Source organism: Tenacibaculum crassostreae (genome assembly GCF_964512405.1).
Lineage (GTDB): Bacteria > Bacteroidota > Bacteroidia > Flavobacteriales > Flavobacteriaceae > Polaribacter > Polaribacter crassostreae.
Genome location: NZ_CAZELE010000003.1, coordinates 283,007 through 306,506, shown reverse-complemented (window position 1 = coordinate 306,506; position 23,500 = coordinate 283,007). Strand labels below are relative to the sequence as shown.

Annotated in this window: 36 protein-coding genes; all 36 read right to left on the bottom strand. The window is 34.4% G+C overall.

What is annotated here, in order from left to right; genetic code table 11:
- Positions 1-9 precede the first annotated feature (9 nt).
- Complete coding sequence (gene moeB, locus ACKTST_RS03690) at positions 10-1,062, bottom strand: molybdopterin-synthase adenylyltransferase MoeB (RefSeq protein WP_408046434.1); 1,053 nt, start codon at positions 1,060-1,062, stop codon at positions 10-12.
- A gap of 45 nt (positions 1,063-1,107) precedes the next feature.
- On the bottom strand, positions 1,108-2,061 hold the full coding sequence (locus ACKTST_RS03685) for an arginase (RefSeq protein WP_408046433.1): 954 nt from the start codon (positions 2,059-2,061) through the stop codon (positions 1,108-1,110).
- Positions 2,062-2,122: 61 nt separating this feature from the next.
- Entirely contained in the window at positions 2,123-3,409 is a 1,287-nt protein-coding gene (locus ACKTST_RS03680; protein WP_408046432.1) for a citrate synthase, read from the bottom strand.
- Between the two features lie 133 nt (positions 3,410-3,542).
- Positions 3,543-4,085, bottom strand: a complete 543-nt coding sequence (locus ACKTST_RS03675) for a hypothetical protein (protein WP_408046431.1) — start codon at positions 4,083-4,085, stop codon at positions 3,543-3,545.
- 113 nt (positions 4,086-4,198) lie between these two features.
- Positions 4,199-5,488 carry a phosphopyruvate hydratase gene (gene eno, locus ACKTST_RS03670; protein WP_408046430.1) on the bottom strand — a complete coding sequence of 430 codons (1,290 nt, stop codon included), beginning with the start codon at positions 5,486-5,488 and terminating at the stop codon, positions 4,199-4,201.
- A gap of 73 nt (positions 5,489-5,561) precedes the next feature.
- A complete protein-coding gene (gene carA, locus ACKTST_RS03665) occupies positions 5,562-6,671 on the bottom strand; it encodes a glutamine-hydrolyzing carbamoyl-phosphate synthase small subunit (RefSeq protein WP_408046429.1) in 1,110 nt (369 codons plus the stop codon).
- A gap of 105 nt (positions 6,672-6,776) precedes the next feature.
- Positions 6,777-7,250 (bottom strand): 50S ribosomal protein L17, encoded by a 474-nt coding sequence (gene rplQ / locus ACKTST_RS03660; RefSeq protein ID WP_408046428.1) that lies wholly within the window; start codon positions 7,248-7,250, stop codon positions 6,777-6,779.
- A 59-nt stretch (positions 7,251-7,309) separates the two neighbouring features.
- Positions 7,310-8,302: a DNA-directed RNA polymerase subunit alpha gene (locus ACKTST_RS03655; RefSeq protein WP_408046427.1), complete on the bottom strand. Its 993-nt coding sequence runs from the start codon at positions 8,300-8,302 to the stop codon at positions 7,310-7,312.
- 103 nt (positions 8,303-8,405) lie between these two features.
- A complete protein-coding gene (rpsD, locus tag ACKTST_RS03650) occupies positions 8,406-9,011 on the bottom strand; it encodes a 30S ribosomal protein S4 (protein ID WP_408046426.1) in 606 nt (201 codons plus the stop codon).
- A gap of 133 nt (positions 9,012-9,144) precedes the next feature.
- The gene (rpsK, locus tag ACKTST_RS03645; protein WP_133534553.1) at positions 9,145-9,531 is read right to left on the bottom strand and encodes a 30S ribosomal protein S11; all 387 of its coding nucleotides are present in this window, start codon (positions 9,529-9,531) and stop codon (positions 9,145-9,147) included.
- A 33-nt stretch (positions 9,532-9,564) separates the two neighbouring features.
- The gene (rpsM, locus tag ACKTST_RS03640; RefSeq protein ID WP_408046425.1) at positions 9,565-9,930 is read right to left on the bottom strand and encodes a 30S ribosomal protein S13; all 366 of its coding nucleotides are present in this window, start codon (positions 9,928-9,930) and stop codon (positions 9,565-9,567) included.
- A gap of 2 nt (positions 9,931-9,932) precedes the next feature.
- On the bottom strand, positions 9,933-10,049 hold the full coding sequence (gene ykgO / locus ACKTST_RS03635; protein ID WP_010181906.1) for a type B 50S ribosomal protein L36: 117 nt from the start codon (positions 10,047-10,049) through the stop codon (positions 9,933-9,935).
- Positions 10,050-10,061: 12 nt separating this feature from the next.
- Positions 10,062-10,277, bottom strand: a complete 216-nt coding sequence (infA, locus tag ACKTST_RS03630; protein ID WP_004568721.1) for a translation initiation factor IF-1 — start codon at positions 10,275-10,277, stop codon at positions 10,062-10,064.
- A gap of 1 nt (position 10,278) precedes the next feature.
- Positions 10,279-11,598, bottom strand: a complete 1,320-nt coding sequence (gene secY / locus ACKTST_RS03625; RefSeq protein WP_408046594.1) for a preprotein translocase subunit SecY — start codon at positions 11,596-11,598, stop codon at positions 10,279-10,281.
- Positions 11,599-11,610: 12 nt separating this feature from the next.
- Positions 11,611-12,063, bottom strand: coding sequence for a 50S ribosomal protein L15 (rplO, locus tag ACKTST_RS03620; protein WP_408046424.1), 453 nt, complete (start codon positions 12,061-12,063; stop codon positions 11,611-11,613).
- 11 nt (positions 12,064-12,074) lie between these two features.
- Complete coding sequence (rpmD, locus tag ACKTST_RS03615) at positions 12,075-12,257, bottom strand: 50S ribosomal protein L30 (RefSeq protein WP_028890743.1); 183 nt, start codon at positions 12,255-12,257, stop codon at positions 12,075-12,077.
- Between the two features lie 11 nt (positions 12,258-12,268).
- On the bottom strand, positions 12,269-12,793 hold the full coding sequence (rpsE, locus tag ACKTST_RS03610) for a 30S ribosomal protein S5 (protein ID WP_408046593.1): 525 nt from the start codon (positions 12,791-12,793) through the stop codon (positions 12,269-12,271).
- Between the two features lie 8 nt (positions 12,794-12,801).
- On the bottom strand, positions 12,802-13,152 hold the full coding sequence (gene rplR, locus ACKTST_RS03605) for a 50S ribosomal protein L18 (protein ID WP_408046423.1): 351 nt from the start codon (positions 13,150-13,152) through the stop codon (positions 12,802-12,804).
- A 19-nt stretch (positions 13,153-13,171) separates the two neighbouring features.
- Positions 13,172-13,717 (bottom strand): 50S ribosomal protein L6, encoded by a 546-nt coding sequence (gene rplF, locus ACKTST_RS03600; protein WP_408046422.1) that lies wholly within the window; start codon positions 13,715-13,717, stop codon positions 13,172-13,174.
- A 15-nt stretch (positions 13,718-13,732) separates the two neighbouring features.
- A complete protein-coding gene (rpsH, locus tag ACKTST_RS03595) occupies positions 13,733-14,131 on the bottom strand; it encodes a 30S ribosomal protein S8 (protein ID WP_408046421.1) in 399 nt (132 codons plus the stop codon).
- Positions 14,132-14,514: 383 nt separating this feature from the next.
- Positions 14,515-14,784: a 30S ribosomal protein S14 gene (gene rpsN / locus ACKTST_RS03590; protein ID WP_408046420.1), complete on the bottom strand. Its 270-nt coding sequence runs from the start codon at positions 14,782-14,784 to the stop codon at positions 14,515-14,517.
- Positions 14,785-14,788: 4 nt separating this feature from the next.
- Positions 14,789-15,340, bottom strand: a complete 552-nt coding sequence (rplE, locus tag ACKTST_RS03585) for a 50S ribosomal protein L5 (protein ID WP_028890737.1) — start codon at positions 15,338-15,340, stop codon at positions 14,789-14,791.
- 2 nt (positions 15,341-15,342) lie between these two features.
- A complete protein-coding gene (gene rplX, locus ACKTST_RS03580) occupies positions 15,343-15,651 on the bottom strand; it encodes a 50S ribosomal protein L24 (RefSeq protein ID WP_028890736.1) in 309 nt (102 codons plus the stop codon).
- A gap of 14 nt (positions 15,652-15,665) precedes the next feature.
- Positions 15,666-16,034: a 50S ribosomal protein L14 gene (rplN, locus tag ACKTST_RS03575; RefSeq protein WP_132793408.1), complete on the bottom strand. Its 369-nt coding sequence runs from the start codon at positions 16,032-16,034 to the stop codon at positions 15,666-15,668.
- A gap of 1 nt (position 16,035) precedes the next feature.
- Positions 16,036-16,293, bottom strand: coding sequence for a 30S ribosomal protein S17 (rpsQ, locus tag ACKTST_RS03570; protein ID WP_028890734.1), 258 nt, complete (start codon positions 16,291-16,293; stop codon positions 16,036-16,038).
- An 18-nt stretch (positions 16,294-16,311) separates the two neighbouring features.
- Positions 16,312-16,503 (bottom strand): 50S ribosomal protein L29, encoded by a 192-nt coding sequence (rpmC, locus tag ACKTST_RS03565; protein WP_320417884.1) that lies wholly within the window; start codon positions 16,501-16,503, stop codon positions 16,312-16,314.
- 13 nt (positions 16,504-16,516) lie between these two features.
- Entirely contained in the window at positions 16,517-16,948 is a 432-nt protein-coding gene (rplP, locus tag ACKTST_RS03560) for a 50S ribosomal protein L16 (RefSeq protein ID WP_133534561.1), read from the bottom strand.
- Positions 16,949-16,967: 19 nt separating this feature from the next.
- Positions 16,968-17,687 (bottom strand): 30S ribosomal protein S3, encoded by a 720-nt coding sequence (gene rpsC, locus ACKTST_RS03555; RefSeq protein WP_408046419.1) that lies wholly within the window; start codon positions 17,685-17,687, stop codon positions 16,968-16,970.
- Positions 17,688-17,698: 11 nt separating this feature from the next.
- The gene (gene rplV / locus ACKTST_RS03550) at positions 17,699-18,103 is read right to left on the bottom strand and encodes a 50S ribosomal protein L22 (RefSeq protein ID WP_408046418.1); all 405 of its coding nucleotides are present in this window, start codon (positions 18,101-18,103) and stop codon (positions 17,699-17,701) included.
- Between the two features lie 9 nt (positions 18,104-18,112).
- Entirely contained in the window at positions 18,113-18,391 is a 279-nt protein-coding gene (gene rpsS, locus ACKTST_RS03545; RefSeq protein WP_024740610.1) for a 30S ribosomal protein S19, read from the bottom strand.
- Between the two features lie 6 nt (positions 18,392-18,397).
- The gene (gene rplB, locus ACKTST_RS03540; RefSeq protein ID WP_028890728.1) at positions 18,398-19,222 is read right to left on the bottom strand and encodes a 50S ribosomal protein L2; all 825 of its coding nucleotides are present in this window, start codon (positions 19,220-19,222) and stop codon (positions 18,398-18,400) included.
- Positions 19,223-19,233: 11 nt separating this feature from the next.
- On the bottom strand, positions 19,234-19,524 hold the full coding sequence (gene rplW / locus ACKTST_RS03535; protein ID WP_408046417.1) for a 50S ribosomal protein L23: 291 nt from the start codon (positions 19,522-19,524) through the stop codon (positions 19,234-19,236).
- An 8-nt stretch (positions 19,525-19,532) separates the two neighbouring features.
- A complete protein-coding gene (gene rplD, locus ACKTST_RS03530; RefSeq protein ID WP_408046416.1) occupies positions 19,533-20,162 on the bottom strand; it encodes a 50S ribosomal protein L4 in 630 nt (209 codons plus the stop codon).
- Positions 20,162-20,779 carry a 50S ribosomal protein L3 gene (rplC, locus tag ACKTST_RS03525; protein ID WP_298997725.1) on the bottom strand — a complete coding sequence of 206 codons (618 nt, stop codon included), beginning with the start codon at positions 20,777-20,779 and terminating at the stop codon, positions 20,162-20,164. Before rplC ends, rplD begins: the two co-directional genes overlap by 1 nt.
- A 289-nt stretch (positions 20,780-21,068) precedes the next feature.
- A complete protein-coding gene (gene rpsJ / locus ACKTST_RS03520) occupies positions 21,069-21,374 on the bottom strand; it encodes a 30S ribosomal protein S10 (protein WP_024740605.1) in 306 nt (101 codons plus the stop codon).
- Between the two features lie 5 nt (positions 21,375-21,379).
- Positions 21,380-23,497 (bottom strand): elongation factor G, encoded by a 2,118-nt coding sequence (fusA, locus tag ACKTST_RS03515; protein WP_408046415.1) that lies wholly within the window; start codon positions 23,495-23,497, stop codon positions 21,380-21,382.
- Between the last annotated feature and the right edge of the window lie 3 nt (positions 23,498-23,500).

Below are 23,500 nucleotides of genomic sequence, written 5' to 3'. Positions count from 1 at the left end.
AAAAAACTTCTATTTCAGTCCGCCTTTTAAATTTATAAAAGTAGTGTCTTCTAATTGTTTTTCAAGAAGATCGATTGCTTGTTGACTTCGTATTCCAGATTTACAATAAACCACAACAGGTTTATTGATTGCTATTTCTTTGTATCTGTTAGAAAGTTCTCCTAACGGAATATGTTGCCCTTCAATATGGTATTGTTCTCTTTCCCATACTTCTCGAACATCTAATAAATTATAGTTAGACAGTTTGTTTTGTAGTTCTTCTTGAGTTATTTCGTTTGCTGCTTTTTTTATTCCGCAGAAAAATTCATAATCATCATCTAACTCGGTAACTTCTGCTCTTTTGGTCTTTTCAAACTTCAGAATCATTTGACGCATGCTTAACGTATCGTACATCAATAATTTGTTCACTAAAACATCACCTATACCGCAAATAATCTTAATAACTTCATTTGCTTGTAAACCACCTATAATCCCTGGTAAAACACCTAACACTCCAATTTCTGAGCAATTTGGAGATTCCTCTGGTTTTGGTGGATTTGGATATAAACAACGATACGTTGCACTTTCTTTGTAATTGAATACGCTTACTTGTCCTTCAAACTTAAAAATAGCCCCATATACCAATGGTTTATTAGTAAGTACTGCTGCATCGTTAGTTAAATAGCGAGTTGCAAAATTATCGCTCCCATCTACAATTACATCATATTGTTTAAATAAAGCTACAGCATTGACAACTGTTAATTTTTCTTTATAAACGTTGAATTGAACAAAAGGGTTTAGTTTAGATAAACGTTTTGAAGCAGTTTCTGCTTTAGAATTACCTATATCTTCAATAGTATATAAAATTTGACGCTGTAAATTACTTTGGCTAACAACATCGTCGTCAATAATACCTATTCTGCCAATTCCTGCAGCTGTTAAATATTGCAATACAGGACACCCTAAACCTCCTGCTCCAATTACTAAAGCTTTAGCTTTCTTGAGTTTTAGCTGTCCTTCTTTTCCAATTTTATCGAGGATAATATGGCGGTTGTATTGTTTTTGTTCTTCTGTAGTTAACATACAACTAAATTACAAAAGAAAAGCTCACTTTTAGTGAGCTTTTCTTTAGATACTTTGTATTTTTTTTGTGACTTCTTCAAGGACTTCAAAGGCAGTTTCTGCCATTTTATTTCCTTTTAAATCTAATAACGGATTTACTTCAACAAACTCTACACAAGCTACTTTTTTGCTATCTAATAAACCGTTAATAATTTTAATAATTTCGAATTGATCGAATCCTTTTGGCACGGGAGTTCCTGTTCCGTAAGAAATCATGTCGCAATCCATCGCGTCAACATCAAATGACACATAAATTACATCGCAATCAGTTAATTTTTCTAAAGCTTCGTTTACACAAACATCTAATCCACGATAACGAACTTCATCAACCATGTAGTTTTTAATACCATACTTTTCCATTTGTTTATCCTCTGGTTCTTCAGTATCTCGAACTCCAAAGAAAACAATGTTTTCTGGTAAAACTTTTTGACCAAGTATACCAATGTTTTTCATACGATCCCACAACTCAATTGTTTCTCTACTAACATCGTTGATTTGATAATCTAGGTTGTCGTCTCCAATAGCTGCTCCTAAAGGCATACCGTGAATATTTCCTGATGGCGACGTATATGGTGTATGTAAATCTCCGTGAGCATCAATCCAAACTACTCCTACTTTTTGGGTTGGATACGCAGCTTTAACTCCGCTAATTGTTCCCAAGGCTGAAGAGTGATCTCCTGAAATTACAACTGGAAACTTACCTTCTTGTAAATTTACTTTAACATGGTTGCTTAAACGCTTACATTGATTAAAAACACTATCAATACGTTTAGCAAAAGAGTTATTTACTTTATTGTAAATTGATTCATTTTCAGTAATTACATCTTCGAACTCGAACGAATCGAAATAGTTACTTTTCTTATTAATTGCAGCTATTTCAATAGCATCAATCCCCATATCGGAACCGCGTGTTCCTGCTCCAATATCTGATCTGTTTTTGATAATTTTAATTTCTTTCATCATCAATTATATTAAACAAAAAAATGCCATTTAATAATTTAAATGACATCTTTTTAATGTTTTACCTTTTATCTATATCTACAAACTTCCTTAAGTTTTCTCCAGTATAAATTTGACGTGGACGACCAATTGGTTCTTTACCTAAACGCATTTCTCTCCATTGAGCAATCCATCCTGGTAAACGACCTAAAGCAAACATTACAGTAAACATTTCTACTGGAATTCCCATTGCTCTATAAATGATTCCTGAATAGAAATCTACGTTTGGATATAATTTTCTATCAACAAAGTATTGATCTTCTAAAGCTTCTTTTTCTAAGCCTTTAGCAACATCTAAAATAGGATCTTGTACTCCTAAATCTCCTAATACTTCATCCGCAGCTTTCTTAATAATCTTAGCTCTTGGATCGAAGTTTTTATATACTCTGTGTCCGAATCCCATTAAACGGAAAGGATCTTCTTTATCTTTTGCTTTACCCATGTACTTTTTAGTATCACCACCATCTTCTTTGATAGCTTCTAACATTTCAAGTACTGCTTGGTTTGCTCCACCGTGTAAAGGCCCCCATAAAGCTGAAATACCAGCAGATATAGAAGCAAATAAACCTGTATGAGCAGAACCAACAATTCTCACAGTAGAGGTAGAACAGTTTTGTTCGTGATCAGCATGTAAGATTAATAATTTATCTAAAGCATTAACCAATACTGGGTTTAACTCGTACTCGTCATTTGGTCTTTGGAACATCATTGTTAAAACATTCTCTACATAACCTAACTTTCGAGAACCATAGTGTAATGGTAACCCTTGTTTTTTACGCATTGTCCAAGCTACTAAAACTGGGAATTTACCCATTATTTTACAGATAGCTTTGTACATATCTTCTTCAGAATCTACGTTTACAGAAGACGGATTAAATGCAGTTAACGCCGATGTTAACGATGATAATACTCCCATTGGGTGAGCATTCTTTGGAAACGCATCAATAATTTTTTTGATATCATCATCAACAATAGCTTGATCTAAAATATCTGCGTAAAATTTATCTAGTTGCTCTTTGGTTGGTAATTCTCCAAAAATTAATAAGTAAGCAACTTCTAAGAAATCAGCTTTTTCAGCTAATTCTTCAATAGAATATCCCCTATATCTTAAAATTCCTTCTTCTCCGTTTAAAAATGTAATAGCACTTTGACAAGATCCTGTATTCTTATAACCTGGATCAATAGTTACAACTCCACCTGTAGCCCCTCTTAAAGACTTAATATCTATTGCAACCTCATTCTCTGTTCCTTTAATTAACGGGAACTCATAGCTGTTTTCGCCAATTTGTAATTTTGCTGTATCTGACATTTTTAATACTTGTTTTTTATTATTCGAAGTGAATTGCGAAGATACCATTTTTTATAGTATTTTAAAAGCTCGATTTGATAGATTTTTAGTATAAAAAAATAAGATTTCCTTTTCTATACTTTTACTATTTCAATTACAAATCAAACCCTAAGTTAAGCTGTAACATTAGCGGAAAATAGTATCCGTTACCATTTACATCAAAATAGTAAATTGGTCCCATATCAAATAGCAAATGGAAATTTTTACCATACTTACGTTGAATACCCCAAGTTGGTCCTACTGCAAAATCTAAACCATCGGTTCCATTAGAATTTCCGAATAACGACTCTCCTCTTGTTAAGAATCGTGCAGACACAAAGTTTCCTGAGTTATTTGTGGTATTTAATCCTTTGTTCTTTCGTTTATCAAAGTTATAAAACCATTTATGCTGTATATCTAAAAACGGATTGAATGATGTAATAGCGCCCGAAGAACTTACTGTTTTGTCAGTATGTGGATAGCTTACACTATAACCCAAACCAATACCAATGGAAAGCGTAGATGTATTTCCGGTAGACATCTCATATTCGACTCCTGGATTTAAAAAGTTAATTCTCCAAACATTTTCTGTTTGCTTTTCTTGAGAAAATAAGGTTGTAGCAATTAAACTGAAAGATAATAGTAGTATCTTTTTCATAGTAGTTAATTTTTTAAGTTTATAATTCATTTCCTTTATCAAAAACAATACCATATAAAAACTAAAAAAGCTCATACAAATGTATGAGCCTTAAAATCAATATATAAAATAAATTATTTTACTTTGAATGCTTTTTCTTGTGGATAATACGCTACATCTGCTAATTGCTCTTCAATTCTTAATAACTGATTGTATTTTGCCATACGATCTGAACGAGAAGCAGAACCTGTTTTAATTTGTCCGCAGTTTAATGCTACTGCTAAATCTGCAATTGTATTGTCTTCTGTTTCTCCTGAACGGTGACTCATTACCGACGTATATCCTGCATTGTGTGCCATATTCACCGCAGCAATCGTTTCAGTTAACGTACCTATTTGATTTACCTTAATTAAAATTGAATTTGCAGTGTTATTTTCAATTCCTCTTGATAAACGCTCTACGTTTGTTACAAATAAATCGTCACCCACTAATTGAACTTTATTACCAACCTTTTCAGTTAATAACTTCCATCCATCCCAATCATTTTCATCCATTCCATCCTCAATAGAAATAATAGGGTATTTTTCACATAATTCAGCTAAGTAAGATGCTTGCTCTTCAGAAGTTCTAACAGCTCCTTTATCTCCTTCAAACTTCGTGTAATCGTATTTTCCGTTTACATAAAATTCAGCCGAAGCACAATCTAAAGCAATCATAACTTCTTCTCCGAATTTATAACCTGCATTTTTAGTTGCTAAAGCAATAGTTTCAATAGCGTCTTCTGTTCCATCTAACGTTGGCGCAAAACCACCTTCATCTCCTACTGCTGTAGATAAATTACGATCGTGTAAAACTTTCTTTAAGTTATGGAAGATTTCAGAACCTATTTGCATAGCTTCAGTAAAGTTTTTAGCTTTTACTGGCATAACCATAAACTCTTGAAATGCAATTGGAGCATCTGAATGCGAACCTCCATTGATAATATTCATCATAGGCACCGGTAAGGTATTTGCAGAAACGCCACCAATATACCTGTACAATGGTAAACCTAACTCGTTAGCTGCTGCTTTTGCTACTGCTAGTGAAACTCCTAAAATAGCATTGGCTCCTAAAACTGATTTGTTTTTAGTTCCATCTAAATCAATCATCATTTGGTCGATCATGTTTTGTTCAAAAACAGATGTTCCTAATAATTCCTGAGCAATTACAGTGTTTACGTTTTCAACCGCTTTTAATACTCCTTTACCCATATAATCATTTCCTCCGTCACGTAACTCAACTGCTTCGTGCTCTCCTGTTGATGCTCCTGATGGTACTGCAGCTCTACCTATAACACCGTTTTCAGTAGTTACATCTACTTCAACAGTGGGATTACCTCTTGAATCAAAAATTTGACGTGCGTGAATGTTGATTATCATACTCATAGTTGTTTATTTTTAATGTAGAATCCCGTGAAATATACTCACGGGAATCTATTGTGTTTTATTTAATTTCTTTTTATGCTTTTACTTTATTGATGTTTTCAATAAACTGGTCAAATAAATATTCTGCATCATGAGGTCCTGGACTTGCTTCTGGGTGGTATTGTACAGAAAAAACATTTTTAGACTTCATTTTGATACCTGCCACTGTGTTGTCATTCAAATGTACATGAGTGATTTCAACATCAGGATGCGCTTCTGTTTCTTCTCTATTGATAGCAAAACCGTGGTTTTGAGAAGTTATTTCACCTTTACCTGTTACTAAATTTTTCACTGGATGGTTAATTCCTCTATGTCCATTATGCATTTTGTAAGTAGAAATTCCATTTGCTAAAGCAATTACTTGGTGTCCTAAACAAATTCCGAATAAAGGTAAATCTTTTTCAATAATTTGTTTTGCAGTATTTTGAGCATCAACTAACGGTTCAGGATCTCCAGGTCCATTAGAAATGAAATATCCGTCAGGATTAAAATCGCTAATTTGCTCAAAACTAGCATTGTAAGGATATACTTTTACGTAAGCTCCACGCTTAACTAAGTTTCTTAAAATGTTCTTCTTGATACCAATATCTAATGCTGATATTTTAATCGGAGCATTTTCATCTCCAACAAAGTAAGGTTCTTTCGTTGATACTTTTGAAGCCAACTCTAACCCTTCCATATTTGGAGTTTCAGCTAATTGCTTCTTTAATTCATCTATTTTATCTACTTCTGTAGAAATGATAGCGTTCATTGCTCCGTTGTCTCTAATATAAGAAACTAATGCACGTGTATCTACATCAGAAATTGCAACTAAATTGTGCTTTTCGAACCAATCGTATAAGTTACCATCAGAATCGACACGAGAGTGTGTAAAACTAAAGTTACGACAAATTAATCCAGAAATTTTAATTCCTTCAGATTCTACTTCTTCATTGTTTACCCCGTAATTACCAATGTGTGCATTGGTTGTTACCATTAATTGACCGAAATAAGAAGGATCGGTAAAAATCTCTTGATATCCAGTCATACCAGTATTAAAACAAATTTCTCCAGTAGCTGTACCTTCAATTCCGACAGATTTTCCGTAGAAAATAGTTCCGTCTGCTAATAGAACTAATGCTTTTTTACGTGTTTGATATTTCATTTAGTGTGTTTAGTGTGTTGTGTAATTCGTGTGCAAAAATATATAAAAAAAGGGATAAACCTTAAATGTTTATCCCTTTGATATGATTTGAATGGTGTTTCATTCTTATTCTTCTTCTTGAGAAGTTTGAGTTTCAACAGCAGCTTCAACTTTCTTCGCTCCACCACGACGGCTACGACGAGTACTCTTTTTAGCTTTGTCTCCTTTTGGATTGTATAACTCGTTGTAATCAACTAATTCTACCATTGCCATTGGAGCGTTATCTCCTTGACGGTTTCCTAATTTGATAATACGTACATATCCTCCTGGTCTGTCTCCTACTTTTACAGAAATTTCTTTGAATAATTCTGTAACAGCTTCTTTACTACGTAAGTAACTAAATACTGTTCTACGGTTGTGAGTTGTATCTTCTTTAGATTTTGTAATTAAAGGTTCAACAAACTTACGTAAAGCTTTAGCTTTAGCTTCTGTAGTATTGATTCGCTTGTGCTCGATTAAAGAACAAGCCATGTTAGATAACATCGCTTTTCTGTGCGCTGTTTTTCTACCTAAATGATTAAATTTCTTTCCGTGTCTCATGACATTTGGTTTTAGCTCTCATCTTGCTACAACCCGTTAGGGGAGCAAAATATGAAAGGTTAATCTTTATCTAATTTGTATTTGCTTAAATCCATTCCGAAATTTAAACCTTTGTTAGCCACTAACTCATCTAATTCAGTTAATGATTTTTTACCAAAGTTTCTGAACTTCATTAAATCGCTCTTGTTAAATGATACTAAGTCTCCTAGAGTATCTACTTCTGCAGCTTTTAAACAGTTTAAAGCACGGACTGATAAATCCATATCAACTAATTTCGTCTTTAATAACTGACGCATGTGTAATGATTCTTCATCATATGTTTCAGTTTGTGCGATTTCATCAGCCTCTAAAGTGATACGCTCATCAGAGAATAACATAAAGTGGTGAATTAAAATCTTAGCTGCTTCAGTTAAGGCATCCTTTGGATTGATAGAACCGTCAGTATCGATATCGAAAACTAATTTTTCGTAATCGGTCTTTTGCTCTACACGGAAATTTTCAACAGCATATTTTACATTCTTAATTGGAGTGTAAATAGAATCTGTAAAAATTGTTCCTAAAGGAGCACCAGCTCTTTTGTTTTCTTCTGCTGGTACGAAACCTCTACCTTTTTCAATGGTAATTTCAGCATTGAATTTTACTGATTTATCCATGTTACAAAGTACTAACTCTGGGTTTAATACTTGAAAACCTGAGATAAATTTTTGTAAATCTCCAGCTGTTAATTGCTCTTGTCCTGATATTGCGATAGATACTGTTTCTCTGTCAGATTCTTCAATCTGTTTCTTAAAACGAACTTGTTTTAAGTTTAAGATAATTTCAGTAACGTCTTCTACAACACCTGAGATTGTTGAAAATTCGTGATCTACACCATCAATACGTAATGATGTAATTGCGAATCCTTCTAATGAAGATAATAATACTCTTCTTAAAGCATTACCAACTGTTAATCCAAAACCTGGTTCAAGAGGTCTAAATTCGAATCTTCCTGAAAAATCAGTAGACTCAATCATGATTACCTTATCAGGTTTTTGAAAATTTAAAATTGCCATATTAATTTGTTTTCTTCGTTTTGATTGTTATTTAGTTGCGCGGTTTATAAGTTTGAAGAAATACGAATAAACCCTTTGGCTAAATACCAATATAATTAATTTATTACTTAGAGTATAATTCTACGATTAATTGCTCTTTAATGTTCTCTGGAATTTGTAATCTTTCTGGAGCTTTTACAAAAGTTCCTGATTTTAAATCAGCATTCCAAGTTAACCACTCGTAAACAGCGCTATTAGCAGCTAATGCATTTTCGATAGCTTCTAATGATTTAGATTTTTCTCTTACTGCAACTACATCTCCTGCTTTTAATCTGTAAGAAGGAACGTTAACGATATCACCATTAACAGTAATGTGACGATGAGATACTAACTGACGAGCAGCACTACGAGATTTAGCGATCCCTAAACGGAAAACAACGTTGTCTAAACGAGATTCACATAATTGTAATAACACCTCACCAGTAATTCCTCCTGATGCTTGTGCTTTCTTAAATATGTTACGGAATTGACGCTCTAAAATACCATAAGTATATTTAGCTTTTTGCTTCTCCATTAATTGGATAGCATATTCCGATTTTTTACCTCTACGCTTAGCGGCACCGTGTTGTCCTGGAGGGTAATTTCTTTTTTCGAAGTTCTTATCGTCTCCGAAAATTGCTTCGCCAAACTTACGAGCAATCTTAGTTTTTGGTCCTGTATATCTTGCCATTTCTAATTAATTTAGTAGGGATTATGAATTAAGGCGTACTCCTTCGATAATCTTTTAATCCTACTGTTGTTAAAATACTTTTTACTTGTGCACAAAAGTGCACTAAATAAAGTATAAGTTGAATTACTTCAACTTATACTCTACGTCTTTTAGGTGGACGACATCCGTTGTGTGGAATTGGAGTAACATCGATGATTTCAGTTACTTCGATACCAGCATTGTGGATAGATCTGATAGCAGATTCTCTACCGTTACCTGGTCCTTTAACATACACTTTTACTTTACGTAAACCAGCTTCTTTTGCAACTTCTGCACAATCTTCTGCTGCTAATTGAGCTGCGTAAGGAGTGTTCTTTTTAGAACCTCTGAAGCCCATTTTACCTGCAGATGACCAAGAAATTACATCACCTTTTTTGTTTGTTAAAGAAATAATAATATTGTTGAACGATGCAGTTACGTGAGCTTCACCAACTGATTCAATTACAACTTTACGTTTTTTTGTTACTTTAGACTTTGCCATAATTCTTTACTATTAGTAAAAAATAATCAATGATTATTTTTTCTTGTTAGCTACAGTTTTTCTCTTACCTTTTCTTGTACGAGAGTTATTCTTCGTTCTTTGTCCTCTTAATGGTAAACCAAGTCTGTGACGAATACCTCTTTGACATCCGATGTCCATTAAACGTTTAATGCTTAATTGAACTTCAGAACGTAACTCACCTTCAATAGTGTAAGTTCCTACTTGCTCACGAATTGCTGCAATTTGATCATCAGTCCAATCTTGAACTTTGATACTTTCATCTATGTTAGCAGCAGCTAAAACCTCTTTAGCTCTGCTTTTTCCTATACCAAAGATGTAAGTTAAAGCGATAACACCTCTTTTATTCTTTGGAATATCAATACCTGCGATTCTTGCCATAACTACCCTTGTCTTTGTTTAAATCTAGGATTCTTTTTGTTTATTACATATAATCTGCCTTTTCTGCGTACAATTTTGCAGTCGGCACTTCTTTTCTTTAATGATGCTCTTACTTTCATCAGTGTGTGTTTTTAATATCTGTAAGTAATTCTTGCCTTTGATAAATCATATGGGCTCATTTCTAACTTTACCTTATCTCCTGGTAAAAGTTTAATATAATGCATACGCATTTTTCCTGAAATGTGAGCCGTAACAATATGTCCGTTCTCTAATTCTACACGGAACATCGCATTTGATAATGCTTCTGTAATTGTTCCATCTTGTTGAATTGCTGATTGTTTAGCCATACTATTTTAATGATTTTCTGTTACTGTTACCTGTTTTCATTAAACCATCGTAACGACTGTTTAATAAATACGAGTTAATTTGCTGAATAGTGTCTATTGCAACTCCTACCATAATGATTAATGAAGTTCCACCGTAAAACATTGCCCAGTTTTGAGTTACCCCAAACTTTACAATGATTGCTGGTAAAATAGATAAAGCCGCTAAGAAAATTGATCCTGGTAATGTAATTTTAGACAATACTGAATCTAAAAAGCTAGCTGTTTCTTCACCTGGTTTGTACCCTGGAACAAAACCATTACTTCTCTTTAAGTCCTCCGCCATTTTATTCGTTGGAATTGTAATAGCCGTATAAAAGTAACTAAAGACAATAATTAATAAAGCAAATATAACGTTGTACCATAATCCGTTAATATCAGTTAAACTATTAAATGCTGGATATTTTTGCCCTAATGCTATTGGTAAAAACATGATAGCTTGTGCAAAGATAATTGGCATTACCCCAGCAGCATTCAATTTTAATGGAATGTACTGACGTGCACCGTCAACATCTTTAATGTTTGTAACTGCTGTACGACGTGCGTATTGAACTGCTACTTTACGTACCGCTGTAACTAATAATACGGTTAACAAGATTACTACAAACCAAACTATTAATTCGATTAAAATCATCATAATTCCTCCTGCTCCAGCAGTTTGCTTAGAAATTAACTCTTGCATGAATGCAGCTGGAAAGTTTGCGATAATACCTACAGTAATTAATAACGAAATACCGTTACCAACTCCTTTATCAGTAATACGCTCTCCTAACCACATTGCAAAAATTGTTCCTGCACTTAAAAGAATAATAGATGATACCCAAAATGTTGCTCCTGTTACTAAGAATGCTTCAGGCGGTAACCCCATTTGATTTTGGATAACTCCAATATACGTAGGTGCTTGAAACAATGTAATAGCAATAGTAAGCCATCTTGTAATTTGCGTAATCTTCTTACGTCCACTTTCTCCATCTTTTTGTAGTTTTTGTAAATATGGTACCGCGATACCCATTAATTGAACTACAATCGATGCAGAAATATAAGGCATTATACCAAGTGCCATTACTGACGCTCTAGCAAATGCCCCACCTGTAAATGCGTTTAATAAACCTAAAAGTCCACTGTCAGTACTGTCTTTTAACGCTGATAACTGTGTAGGGTCTATTCCTGGTAACGGAACAGCCGCCATAAAACGGTATACAGCAATTAAACCTAAAGTTAAAAGTAATTTTTCTTTTAACTCTTCAATCTTCCAAATGTCTTTTAAAGTATTTATAAAATTCATCATTTACAATTATTATAAAGTTACTGCTTCACCTCCTGCTGCTTCGATAGCTGCTTTTGCTGATGCTGTAAACTTATGTACAGTTATATTTAATTTAGCCTTTAACTCTCCACCACCTAATATTTTTACTAAGTCGTTTTTACGAGCTAATCTGTTTTCAACTAAAACATCTAAATTAACTGTATCTGTTATCTTTCCGTTATCTACTAATGATTGTAATTTGTCTAAATTCACACCAACATACTCTTTACGGTTAATGTTAGTGAAACCAAATTTAGGCACACGTCTTTGAAGTGGCATTTGTCCTCCTTCAAATCCTACCTTACGAGAATAACCAGAACGAGATTTAGCTCCTTTGTGTCCTCTTCCTGCAGTAGTAGCTTTACCAGAACCTTCTCCACGTCCTACACGCTTCCCTTTGTTCTTAGTAGCTCCAGCTGCTGGTTTTAAGTTGTGTAAACTCATCTTTTATTGTCTTATTTAATTTCTTCAACAGAAACTAAGTGTGAAACTTTATTTACCATACCCAAAATTGTAGCTGTTGCATCATGCTCTACAGTTTGGTTCATTTTACGTAAACCTAACGCCTCTAACGTTCTTTTTTGATTTTTAAGGCGACCGATTTGACTTTTTACTTGTGTAACTCTAATTTTACTCATCGTCTTAAATTTTAACCGTTAAAAACTTTCTCTAAAGAAATACCTCTTTGCTTAGCAATAGTTGCTGCGCTACGTAACTGTAATAAAGCATCAAAAGTTGCTTTTACTGCGTTGTGAGGGTTTGATGATCCTTGAGACTTAGATAATACGTCTTTTATACCTACAGCTTCTAATACTAAACGTACAGCACCCCCGGCAATAACTCCGGTACCGTGTGAAGCTGGCTTGATGAATACTTTTGCTCCACCAAATTTACCTTTTTGTTCGTGAGGTAAAGTTCCATCTAAAATAGGGATACGCACTAAGTTTTTCTTAGCATCTTCTACTGCTTTTGCAATTGCAGAAGACACATCTTTAGACTTTCCTAATCCGTGACCTACAACACCGTTACCATCACCAACTACTACGATAGCAGAGAAACCAAATGCTCTACCTCCTTTAGTTACTTTAGTAACACGTTGTACTCCTACTAATTTATCTACAAGCTCTAATCCGCTTGGTTTTACTCTTTCTACGTTTTTATATCCTAACATAATATAATTTCTTAAAATTTTAAACCAGCTTCTCTTGCAGCGTCTGCTAATACTTTAACTCTACCGTGGTATAAATACCCGTTACGATCAAAAGCAACAGTATCAACACCAGCTTTTACAGCTTTCTCAGCGATAGCCTTTCCTACTGCTGTTGCTGCTTCTGCTTTAGAACCAGATGTAATTTCTTTATCTCTTGAAGATGCAGATGCTAATGTTACACCAGCAACGTCATCAATTAACTGAGCATAGATTTCTTTGTTACTTCTAAATACTGATAATCTTGGTTTAGCAGCTGTACCAGTAACGATTTTTCTAATTCTATACTTAATTCGTTGTCTTCTTTCAAGCTTTGATAATGCCATAATAATTTCTCTTAATTTATTATGCAGATTTACCTGCTTTTCTTCTTAATACTTCTCCTACAAACTTAATTCCTTTTCCTTTGTAAGGCTCTGGCTTACGGAAAGAACGAATTTTTGCTGCAACTTGACCAACTAATTGCTTGTCATGTGAAGTTAATTTTACGATTGGGTTTTTACCTTTTTCAGATACTGTTTCAACCTTAACTTCTGGAGCTAAATCTAAAATAATGTTATGAGAGAAACCTAAGGCTAAATCTAATTTTTGACCTTGGTTAGATGCTCTATATCCAACACCTACTAACTCTAATTCTTTAGTAAATCCATTGCTTACACCTTCAACCATGTTATTGATTAAAGCACGGTATAAACCATGTGCAGCTCTATGATCTTTACTATCTGATGGTCTTTCTAAAGTGATTGTACCATCTTCTAACTTTACAGTAATACCAGAAGATAACTCTTGAGTTAACTCTCCTAATTTACCTTTTACTGTTACCACGTTTCCGTCTACTTTTACTTCAACACCTTGTGGCAATGCGATTGGATTTTTTCCTATTCTACTCATCTTACAAAATGTTTTTTAGTATACGTAACATAATACCTCTCCACCAACGTTTTCTTGTCTTGCTTGTTTGTTTGTCATTACACCTTTAGATGTAGAAACAATAGCAATACCTAATCCGTTTAATACTCTTGGCATTTCTTTAGCGCCAACGTACTTACGTAAACCTGGTGTTGAAATTCTTTGAATCTTTCTGATTACTGATTCTTTCGTATCACGATCGTATTTTAAAGCTATCTTAATAGTTCCTTGTACTTTATCGTCATTGAACTGATAACTTAAAATGTAACCTTGATCGAACAAAATTTTCGTCATTTCCTTCTTCAATTTTGAAGCAGGAACTTCAACTACTCTGTGGTTAGCTGCAATAGCATTTCTCACACGAGTAAGAAAATCCGCGATTGGATCTGTATACATAGTTAATTAAATTGCGGTTTTGGTTTTTAGCAATGGTGTTTTATCTTGTAAAACACTGATACTAAACCTGAAACCAGTTAATATTTATTTATTTCGTTTTCTTAGGCAAAACTCGCAAGCATTATATCTGTTAAAATATTTACTTACAAGGCGTAATTTACCCTTTGAAAACAGTGTGCAAATATACATAAACTTTTTAAAAATCAAACCATTTTAATAATTATCATTTTGAATCCCAATTTATTGCAGATTTTTCAACAGATTTACTATAAAACATACTCCTATTTTTAACATAAAAATTGAATAAAAATAGTGGTTTGATTAAACACAAAAAGGCGTATAACTTAATTGTTATACACCTTTTATTTTATAATTAAGAGCTGTTACCAGCTTGCCTTAGTTACTCCTGGAATTAATCCTTGGTTAGCCATTTCACGGAAAGTAACACGTGAAATTCCGAACTGACGCATGTATCCTTTTGGACGTCCAGTTAGTTTACAACGGTTGTGCATTCTAATTGGTGATGCGTTTTTTGGTAACTTTTGTAATGCTTCGTAGTCTCCAGCTTCTTTTAAAGCTTTTCTCTTTTCAGCGTACTTAGCAACCATTTTAGCTCTTTTGCGCTCACGCGCTTTCATTGATTCTTTAGCCATCTTATTAATTCTTTTTAAATGGTAATCCTAATTCTCCTAATAATGATTTAGCTTCCTTATCAGTGTTTGCAGATGTTACGAATGTAATATCCATACCACTAATTTTCTTCACTTGATCAATATTAATCTCTGGATAGATGATTTGTTCAGTAATACCTAAGTTGTAATTACCTCTACCATCAAAACCGTTAGCTTTGATTCCGTTAAAGTCTCTTACACGTGGTAAAGAAGCGGTAACTAATCTATCTAAAAATTCGTACATTTTATCTCCTCTTAACGTAACTTTTGCACCAATTGGCATTCCTTTACGTAATTTGAAGTTTGCAACGTCTTTCTTAGAGATTGTAGATACTGCTTTTTGACCTGTAATTGTAGTTAACTCGTCAATAGCGTATTCTATTAATTTCTTATCTGCTATAGCTGCACCAACACCTTTACTTACAACGATTTTTTGTAATTTAGGTACTTGCATTACATTGCTATAACCAAATTCATCAGTAAGAGCTTTGATAACTCTGCTCTTGTACTCTTCTTTTAATCTTGGTACGTAACTCATGGTTATATTGCTTTATCTGATTTTTTTGAAACTCTTACTTTCTTATCTCCTTCTACTTTATATCCAACTCTTACTGCTTCACCGTTTTCAACTAAAGCAACGTTTGATATGTGTAAAGGAGCTTCTTTTTTTACAATTCCTCCTTGTGGATTCGCTGCTGAAGGTTTTGTGTGCTTAGACACCATGTTTACACCTTCTACTACAACTCTATCCTTATCTTTGATGATTTGTAAAACTTTACCTTCAGATCCTTTGTGATCTCCTGCTATAACTTTAACAGTATCTCCTGATTTAATTTTAAATTTTTTCATTTTAAAATCTGATTTTATAACACCTCAGGTGCTAATGATACTATTTTCATAAATTGTTTCTCACGTAATTCACGAGCCACAGGACCGAATACACGTGTACCTCTCATTTCCTCTGCAGGATTTAATAATACACAAGCATTGTCATCAAATCTGATATATGATCCGTCTTTACGTCTAACTTCCTTCTTAGTACGAACAACAACTGCACGAGATACTTGACCTTTTTTTACAGTTCCGTTTGGAGTTGCAGACTTTACAGTTACTACAATTTTATCTCCAACACTAGCGTAACGCTTTTTTGTTCCTCCTAAAACTCTAATCACTAAAACTTCTTTTGCTCCAGTGTTATCTGCGACTTTTAATCTTGATTCTGTCTGTAACATATTATTTAGCTCTTTCTAGGATTTCTACTAATCTCCAACGCTTAGATTTACTCATAGGTCTTGTTTCCATGATCCTTACAGTATCACCTTCGTTGCAATCGTTATTCTCGTCATGTGCAACGTACTTCTTCGTTTTTAATACGAACTTTCCGTACATTGGGTGCTTTACTCTTTTTACCTCGCTAACTACGATAGATTTCTCCATTTTGTTGCTAGATACTACACCGATTCTCTCTTTTCTAAGATTTCTTTTTTCCATCTTTAAAACTGACTAGAATTATTGTAATTCTCTTTTAGTTAACTCTGTAGCAATTCTTGCCACAGTTTTTCTTAAGCTACGTAACTCTAATGGGTTTTCCAATGGAGTTATGGCGTGAGCCATCTTAAGATCAGTATAATTTTTCTTCAACGCCCCTAGCTTGTCTTGTAAGTCAGCTGTTGATAATTCTTTAATTTCTGATTGTTTCATGATCTAAATAGAATTAAGCGTTATAATCAAAATCTCTTGCTATTACAAACTTCGTTTTTACAGGAAGTTTTTGTGCTGCTAAACGTAAAGCTTCTTTTGCTACTTCCATTGGTACTCCACCAACTTCAAACAAAATTCTACCTGGTTTTACAACAGCTACAAAATGATCAGGTGCACCTTTACCTTTACCCATACGTACCTCTAATGGTTTCTTAGTGATAGGTTTGTCTGGGAAAATTTTAATCCAAAGTTGCCCCTCTCTTTTCATATAACGAGTTGCCGCAATACGAGCTGCCTCAATTTGACGAGAGGTAAGTAAGTTCTGGTCTAAAGATTTAATACCAAACATTCCGTTAGAAAGTTCAGTACCTCTACCAGAGTTACCTTTCATATTTCCTTTCGCCTTCTGTACCTTACGGTATTTTACTCTTTTTGGCTGTAACATTTTTAATTTCTTTTAAAAATTATTTTCTTCTGCGAGGTTGACGTTTACCACCACCTTTGTTATTAGAATTACCTTTTTGTTTAGATAAACCTACTAACGGAGATAATTCACGTTTTCCATAAACCTCACCTTTCATAATCCATACTTTCACACCAATTCTTCCGTATGTAGTATGTGCTTCAACAAGTGCATAATCGATGTCTGCTCTGAAGGTAGAAAGAGGAATTCTTCCTTCTTTGTAATGCTCAGAACGTGCCATTTCAGCTCCGTTTAAACGACCTGATAATTGCACTTTAATTCCTTCTGCATTCATTCTCATTGCAGCAGCAATCGCCATCTTTGTAGCTCGCTTGTAAGAAATTCTGTTTTCGATTTGACGTGCGATACTAGCTGCAACTAAGTTTGCATCTAATTCTGGACGCTTAATTTCGAAAATGTTAATTTGAACTTCTTTTCCAGTAATTTTCTTAAGCTCTTCTTTTAACTTGTCTACCTCTTGACCTCCTTTACCAATAATGATACCTGGACGTGCAGTAGTGATAGTAACGGTTACAAGTTTTAAAGTACGCTCAATAATAATACGAGAAACACTTGCTTTTGATAAACGAGCGTTGATATACTTTCTGATTTTATCATCTTCAGCAATCTTATCTCCGTAGTCATTTCCACCATACCAGTTAGATTCCCATCCTCTGATAATTCCTAAACGATTTCCTATTGGATTTGTCTTTTGTCCCATTTCTACTTTGATTAATTACTGTTATTTTTAGTTCCTAACTCTAAAGTTACGTGGTTAGAACGCTTACGAATTCTGTGTGCACGCCCTTGTGGAGCTGGTCTTAACCTTTTTAACATACCTGCGCTATCAACACAAATTGATTTTACATATAATCCAGCATCTTCAATACTTACATCTTCATTTTTAGCTTGCCAGTTAGCAATTGCTGATAATAATAACTTTTCTAAGTTACGAGATGCTTCTTTTGAACTGAATTTTAAGATTTGTAATGCTTTTTCAGCTTCTACTCCTCTTACTAAATCTGCTACCAAGCGCATTTTTCTTGGTGATGTAGGACAATTAGTTAATTTAGCGAAAGCTCTAGACTTTCTAGCTTCTTTTAACTGTGTTGCCATGTTATGTTTACGACTTCCCATAATTTCCTACTATTTTTTACCTTTATTTTTTGCACCAGCGTGCCCTCTAAAAGAACGTGTTGGTGAAAATTCGCCTAATTTATGACCTACCATGTTCTCAGTAACGTAAACTGGTACAAACTGCTTACCATTGTGTACAGCAATTGTTTGCCCAACGAAATCTGGAGTAATCATACTTGCTCTTGACCAAGTTTTGATAACTGACTTACTTCCTGCTTCTACGTTAGCTAACACTTTTTTCTCTAACTTATAGTGAACGTAAGGTCCTTTTTTTAATGATCTTGCCATGGTTTATTATTTCTTTCTACGTTCTATAATATACTTATTACTAGCTTTGGTCTTAGATCTTGTCTTGAATCCTTTAGCTGGGATACCGTTTCTAGATCTTGGATGTCCTCCAGAAGAACGTCCTTCACCACCACCCATTGGGTGATCAACTGGGTTCATACGAACAGCATTCGTTCTTGGTCTTCTACCTAACCATCTACTTCTACCTGCTTTACCAGATACTAATAATTGGTGGTCAGAGTTAGACACAACTCCGATAGTTGCCATACAGGTTAATAAGATTAATCTTGTTTCACCTGAAGGTAACTTTACTGTTGCATACTTACCATCTCTTGCCATTAATTGAGCAAATGAACCAGCTGAACGAGCCATAACAGCTCCTTGCCCTGGGTGTAACTCGATACAAGAAATTGTAGTACCTAATGGAATATCGCTTAAGAACATAGCGTTACCAACTTCTGGCGTAGCTTCTTTTCCTGATACGATTGTTTGACCTACTTTTAATCCGTTTTGTGCAATTACATAACGTTTTTCACCATCAGCATAACTAACTAATGCAATAAATGCAGTACGGTTTGGATCGTACTCGATAGTTTTTACTGTTGCAGGAACACCTTGCTTATCTCTTTTAAAATCGATAATACGGTATTTTTGTTTATGACCTCCACCGATGTTACGTGTAGTCATTCTACCCTGATTGTTTCGACCTCCAGATCGTTTTTTCGGAGCTAATAAAGATTTCTCCGGCTTATCAGTAGTAATGGTGTCGAACCCATTTACAACTCTAAAACGCTGACCTGGTGTTATTGGTTTTAATTTTCTAACTGACATTCTGTCTTTTCTTAAAGATTGTTATAAAAATCAATAGTTTCTCCTTCAGCTAACTGAACGATTGCTTTCTTGTATCCACTTGTTAATCCAGTAACTAAACCTTTTTTAGTGTATTTAGTTTTTCTTAATGCTGGATAATTCATAGTTTTTACAGACTCTATCGCTACACCATAAGCAGCTTCTACAGCTCCTTTGATTTCTAATTTGTTAGCTTTCTTGTTTACAACAAATGCATAACGGTTATTTAACTCGCTATCATTTGTAGCTTTTTCTGTAATAATAGGTTTAATTAAAATGCTCATTTTCTTCCCTATTTACTTAAATTAGACTCAATTCCTTCTAAAGAGCTTTCAGCAATAACTACAGTGTTAGCATTTAAAACGCTATATGTGTTAACCCCTGAAGCATCTACTACTTTAGAACTTTTTAAGTTACGAGATGATAAGTAAACATTTTTACTTGCTTCACCTAATACGAATAAAGACTTTTTAGTGTCTAATTCTAAAGCTTTTAATACATTGATAAACTCTTTAGTTTTTGGAGTTTCAAAATTGAAATCTTCAACAACAACTAAATTGTTTTCTTTTGCTTGAATACTTAAAGCAGACTTACGTGCTAAACGCTTTAAGTTTTTATTTAATTTGAAAGAGTAATTTCTTGGTCTTGGACCGAAAATACGCCCACCACCTCTAAAAACTGGAGACTTGATACTACCTGCACGAGCTGTACCTGTTCCTTTTTGTTTTTTAATCTTTCTTGTACTACCAGCAATCTCAGCTCTTTCTTTCGATTTGTGAGTACCTTGTCTCTGATTAGCCAAATACTGCTTTACATCTAAATAAATTGCGTGATCGTTTGGCTCAATTCCAAATACTTCGTTAGAAAGTTCAACTTTTCTACCAGTATCTTTTCCTGTAATATCTAATACTGCTACTTTCATTATTTCTCGATAGTTACATAAGAGTTTTTGTGACCAGGAATAGCTCCTTTTACTACGATAAGATTCTTATCAGCAACCACTTTTAACACTCTTAAATTTTGAACTTTTACTTTGTCTCCACCCATACGACCTGCCATACGCATTCCTTTGAATACTCTTGCAGGGTATGATGCTGCACCAATTGAACCAGGAGCTCTTAAACGGTTATGTTGACCGTGAGTTGCTTGTCCAACTCCGCCAAAACCATGACGTTTAACAACACCTTGAAAACCTTTACCTTTAGAAATCCCTGATACATCAACGAATTCTCCTTCAGTAAATAATTCAACAGTAATAGAGTCTCCTAATTTGTACTCTCCATCAAACTCTTGGAACTCAACAACTTTCTTTTTAGCAGATGTACCAGCTTTTTTAAAGTGACCATCTAAAGCTTTATTAGAGCTTTTTGCTTTTTTGTCATCGAAACCAAGTTGCAAAGCGTTATAGCCGTCAACCTCTTCGGTTCTGACTTGGGTAACAACGCAAGGACCTGCTTCGATTACAGTACAAGGAATATTCTTCCCGTTCTCATCGAATAAGCTGGTCATTCCAATTTTTCTTCCTATTAACCCAGACATATTTGTTAATTTTAAGACGAATAGATCTAATTTTATCCAGCGCGTCTATTAATAAATGATTATTTGAAACAAAAGTTTCTGTTTTTTCCTTTGAGTTTTTCAAAAAAAAAGAGCGAAAAACGCCTTCACTCTGAATTTGTTTTTACCATTTTTCCTTCGCGAAACCCTCAGGACATGTTATTTCTGCATACTTTACAGAAATTTTTACACGCCGAAACGTAAATTTCGGTGTGCAAAAGTATAAAAAACTTTCGGCTTAACAAAATTAAACCGAAAGTTATTGATTTACTTATACTTTGATCTCAACTTCAACTCCACTTGGTAACTCAAGTTTCATTAAAGCATCAATAGTTTTTGATGATGAACTATAGATGTCTAATAATCTTTTGTAAGCAGATAATTGAAATTGCTCTCTAGATTTTTTGTTTACGTGTGGTGAACGTAATACTGTAAAAATCTTTTTATTTGTTGGTAAAGGAATTGGTCCGTTTACTACAGCACCAGTACTCTTTACTGTCTTTACGATTTTTTCAGCAGACTTGTCTACTAAATTATAATCGTAAGATTTTAACTTTATTCTAATTTTTTGACTCATCTTAATTAACCTTTAGCGTTAGCGATTACTTCTTCTGCAATATTACTTGGAGTTTCTGCGTAGTGAGAGAATTCCATAGTAGAAGTTGCTCTACCTGAAGATAATGTTCTTAATGAAGTTACATATCCAAACATTTCAGATAATGGAACGATTGCTTTTACTACTTTAGATCCAGCACGGTCGCTCATATCGTTAACTTGTCCACGTCTTCTATTTAAATCTCCAACGATGTCACCCATGTTTTCTTCTGGAGTTAACACTTCTAATTTCATCATTGGCTCCATGATTACAGCTCTTGCAGCTTTTGCAGCAGCTTTGTAACCCATTTTAGCAGCTAATTCGAATGATAATTGATCAGAATCTACAGGGTGGAATGAACCGTCAACTAATGTAACTTTCATTGCATCCATTTCGTATCCTGCTAAAGGACCATTCTTCATTGCTTCTTTGAATCCTTTTTCTACAGAAGGAACAAATTCTTTAGGAACGTTACCACCTTTAATGATAGATTCGAACTCTAAACCTTGCTTACCTTCTTCAGCTGGCTCCATTTTAAATACGATATCAGCAAACTTACCACGTCCACCAGATTGTTTCTTATAAACTTCTCTGTGTTCAGCAACAGCAGTAATAGCTTCTTTGTACTCTACTTGTGGTTGTCCTTGATTTACTTCAACCTTAAACTCACGCTTTAAACGGTCTACAATAATATCTAAGTGTAACTCACCCATTCCTGAAATTACAGTTTGACCTGAAGCCTCATCTGTTTTTACAGTAAATGTTGGGTCTTCTTCAGCTAATTTTGCTAAAGACATACCTAACTTATCTACATCAGCCTTAGTTTTAGGCTCAACAGCGATACCGATTACAGGATCTGGGAAATCCATAGATTCTAAAACAATTGGGTGTTTTTCGTCAGATAACGTATCCCCTGTTTTAATATCTTTAAACCCTACAGCAGCTCCAATATCTCCCGCTTCGATAAAGTCGATAGCATTTTGCTTGTTAGAGTGCATTTGGTATATACGTGATATACGTTCTTTTTTACCTGAACGGTTATTTAACACGTAAGAACCTGCATCTAAGTGACCAGAATATGCACGGAAGAATGCTAAACGACCAACGAAAGGATCGGTAGCAATTTTAAATGCTAAAGCTGAAAATGGCGCTTTTGCATCTGGCTTACGAGTTTCTTCTTCACCTGAATCAGGATTAGTACCAATGATATTTTCTCTATCAACTGGAGATGGTAAATAACGACATACAGCATCTAATAAGAACTGAACACCTTTATTTTTGAATGAAGAACCACAAACCATAGGAATAATAGACATATCCATTACAGCAGCTCTTAATGCAGCGTGCACTTCTTCTTCTGTAATTGAATCTTCATCCTCCATGTACTTCTCTAATAAGTTTTCGTCATAAGCAGCAACCTCTTCGATTAACTTACCACGTAACTCACGAGCTTCTTCTTTTAATTCTTCTGGAATATCTACAACATCGAAAGTTGATCCGTAGTTATCATCATGCCATACAATAGCACGGTTTTTAACTAAATCAACAATACCTTTAAAATCTGCTTCATCACCAATGTTTAATACGATTGGCACTGCGTTAGACTTTAACATGTCTTTTACTTGCTGACATACTGCTAAAAAGTTAGCTCCTTGACGGTCCATTTTGTTAACGAAACCGATACGAGGCACTTTATAGTTATCAGCTAAACGCCAGTTAGTTTCAGATTGTGGCTCAACTCCGTCTACTGCAGAGAATAAGAACACTAATCCATCTAATACACGTAATGAACGGTTTACCTCTACAGTAAAGTCAACGTGACCTGGAGTATCAATAATATTAAAATGGTATCCTTTAGCATCAGCAGTAGGCTGTCCATTTTCTGTTGGGAATTGCCATGTACAAGTTGTAGCTGCAGAAGTAATAGTAATACCTCTTTCAGCTTCTTGCTCCATCCAGTCCATTGTAGAAGCTCCATCATGAACTTCTCCAATTTTATGAGACACTCCCGTATAGAAAAGGATACGCTCAGTTGTTGTTGTTTTACCAGCATCAATATGAGCAGCAATACCAATATTTCTTGTATATTTTAAATCTCTTGCCATTTC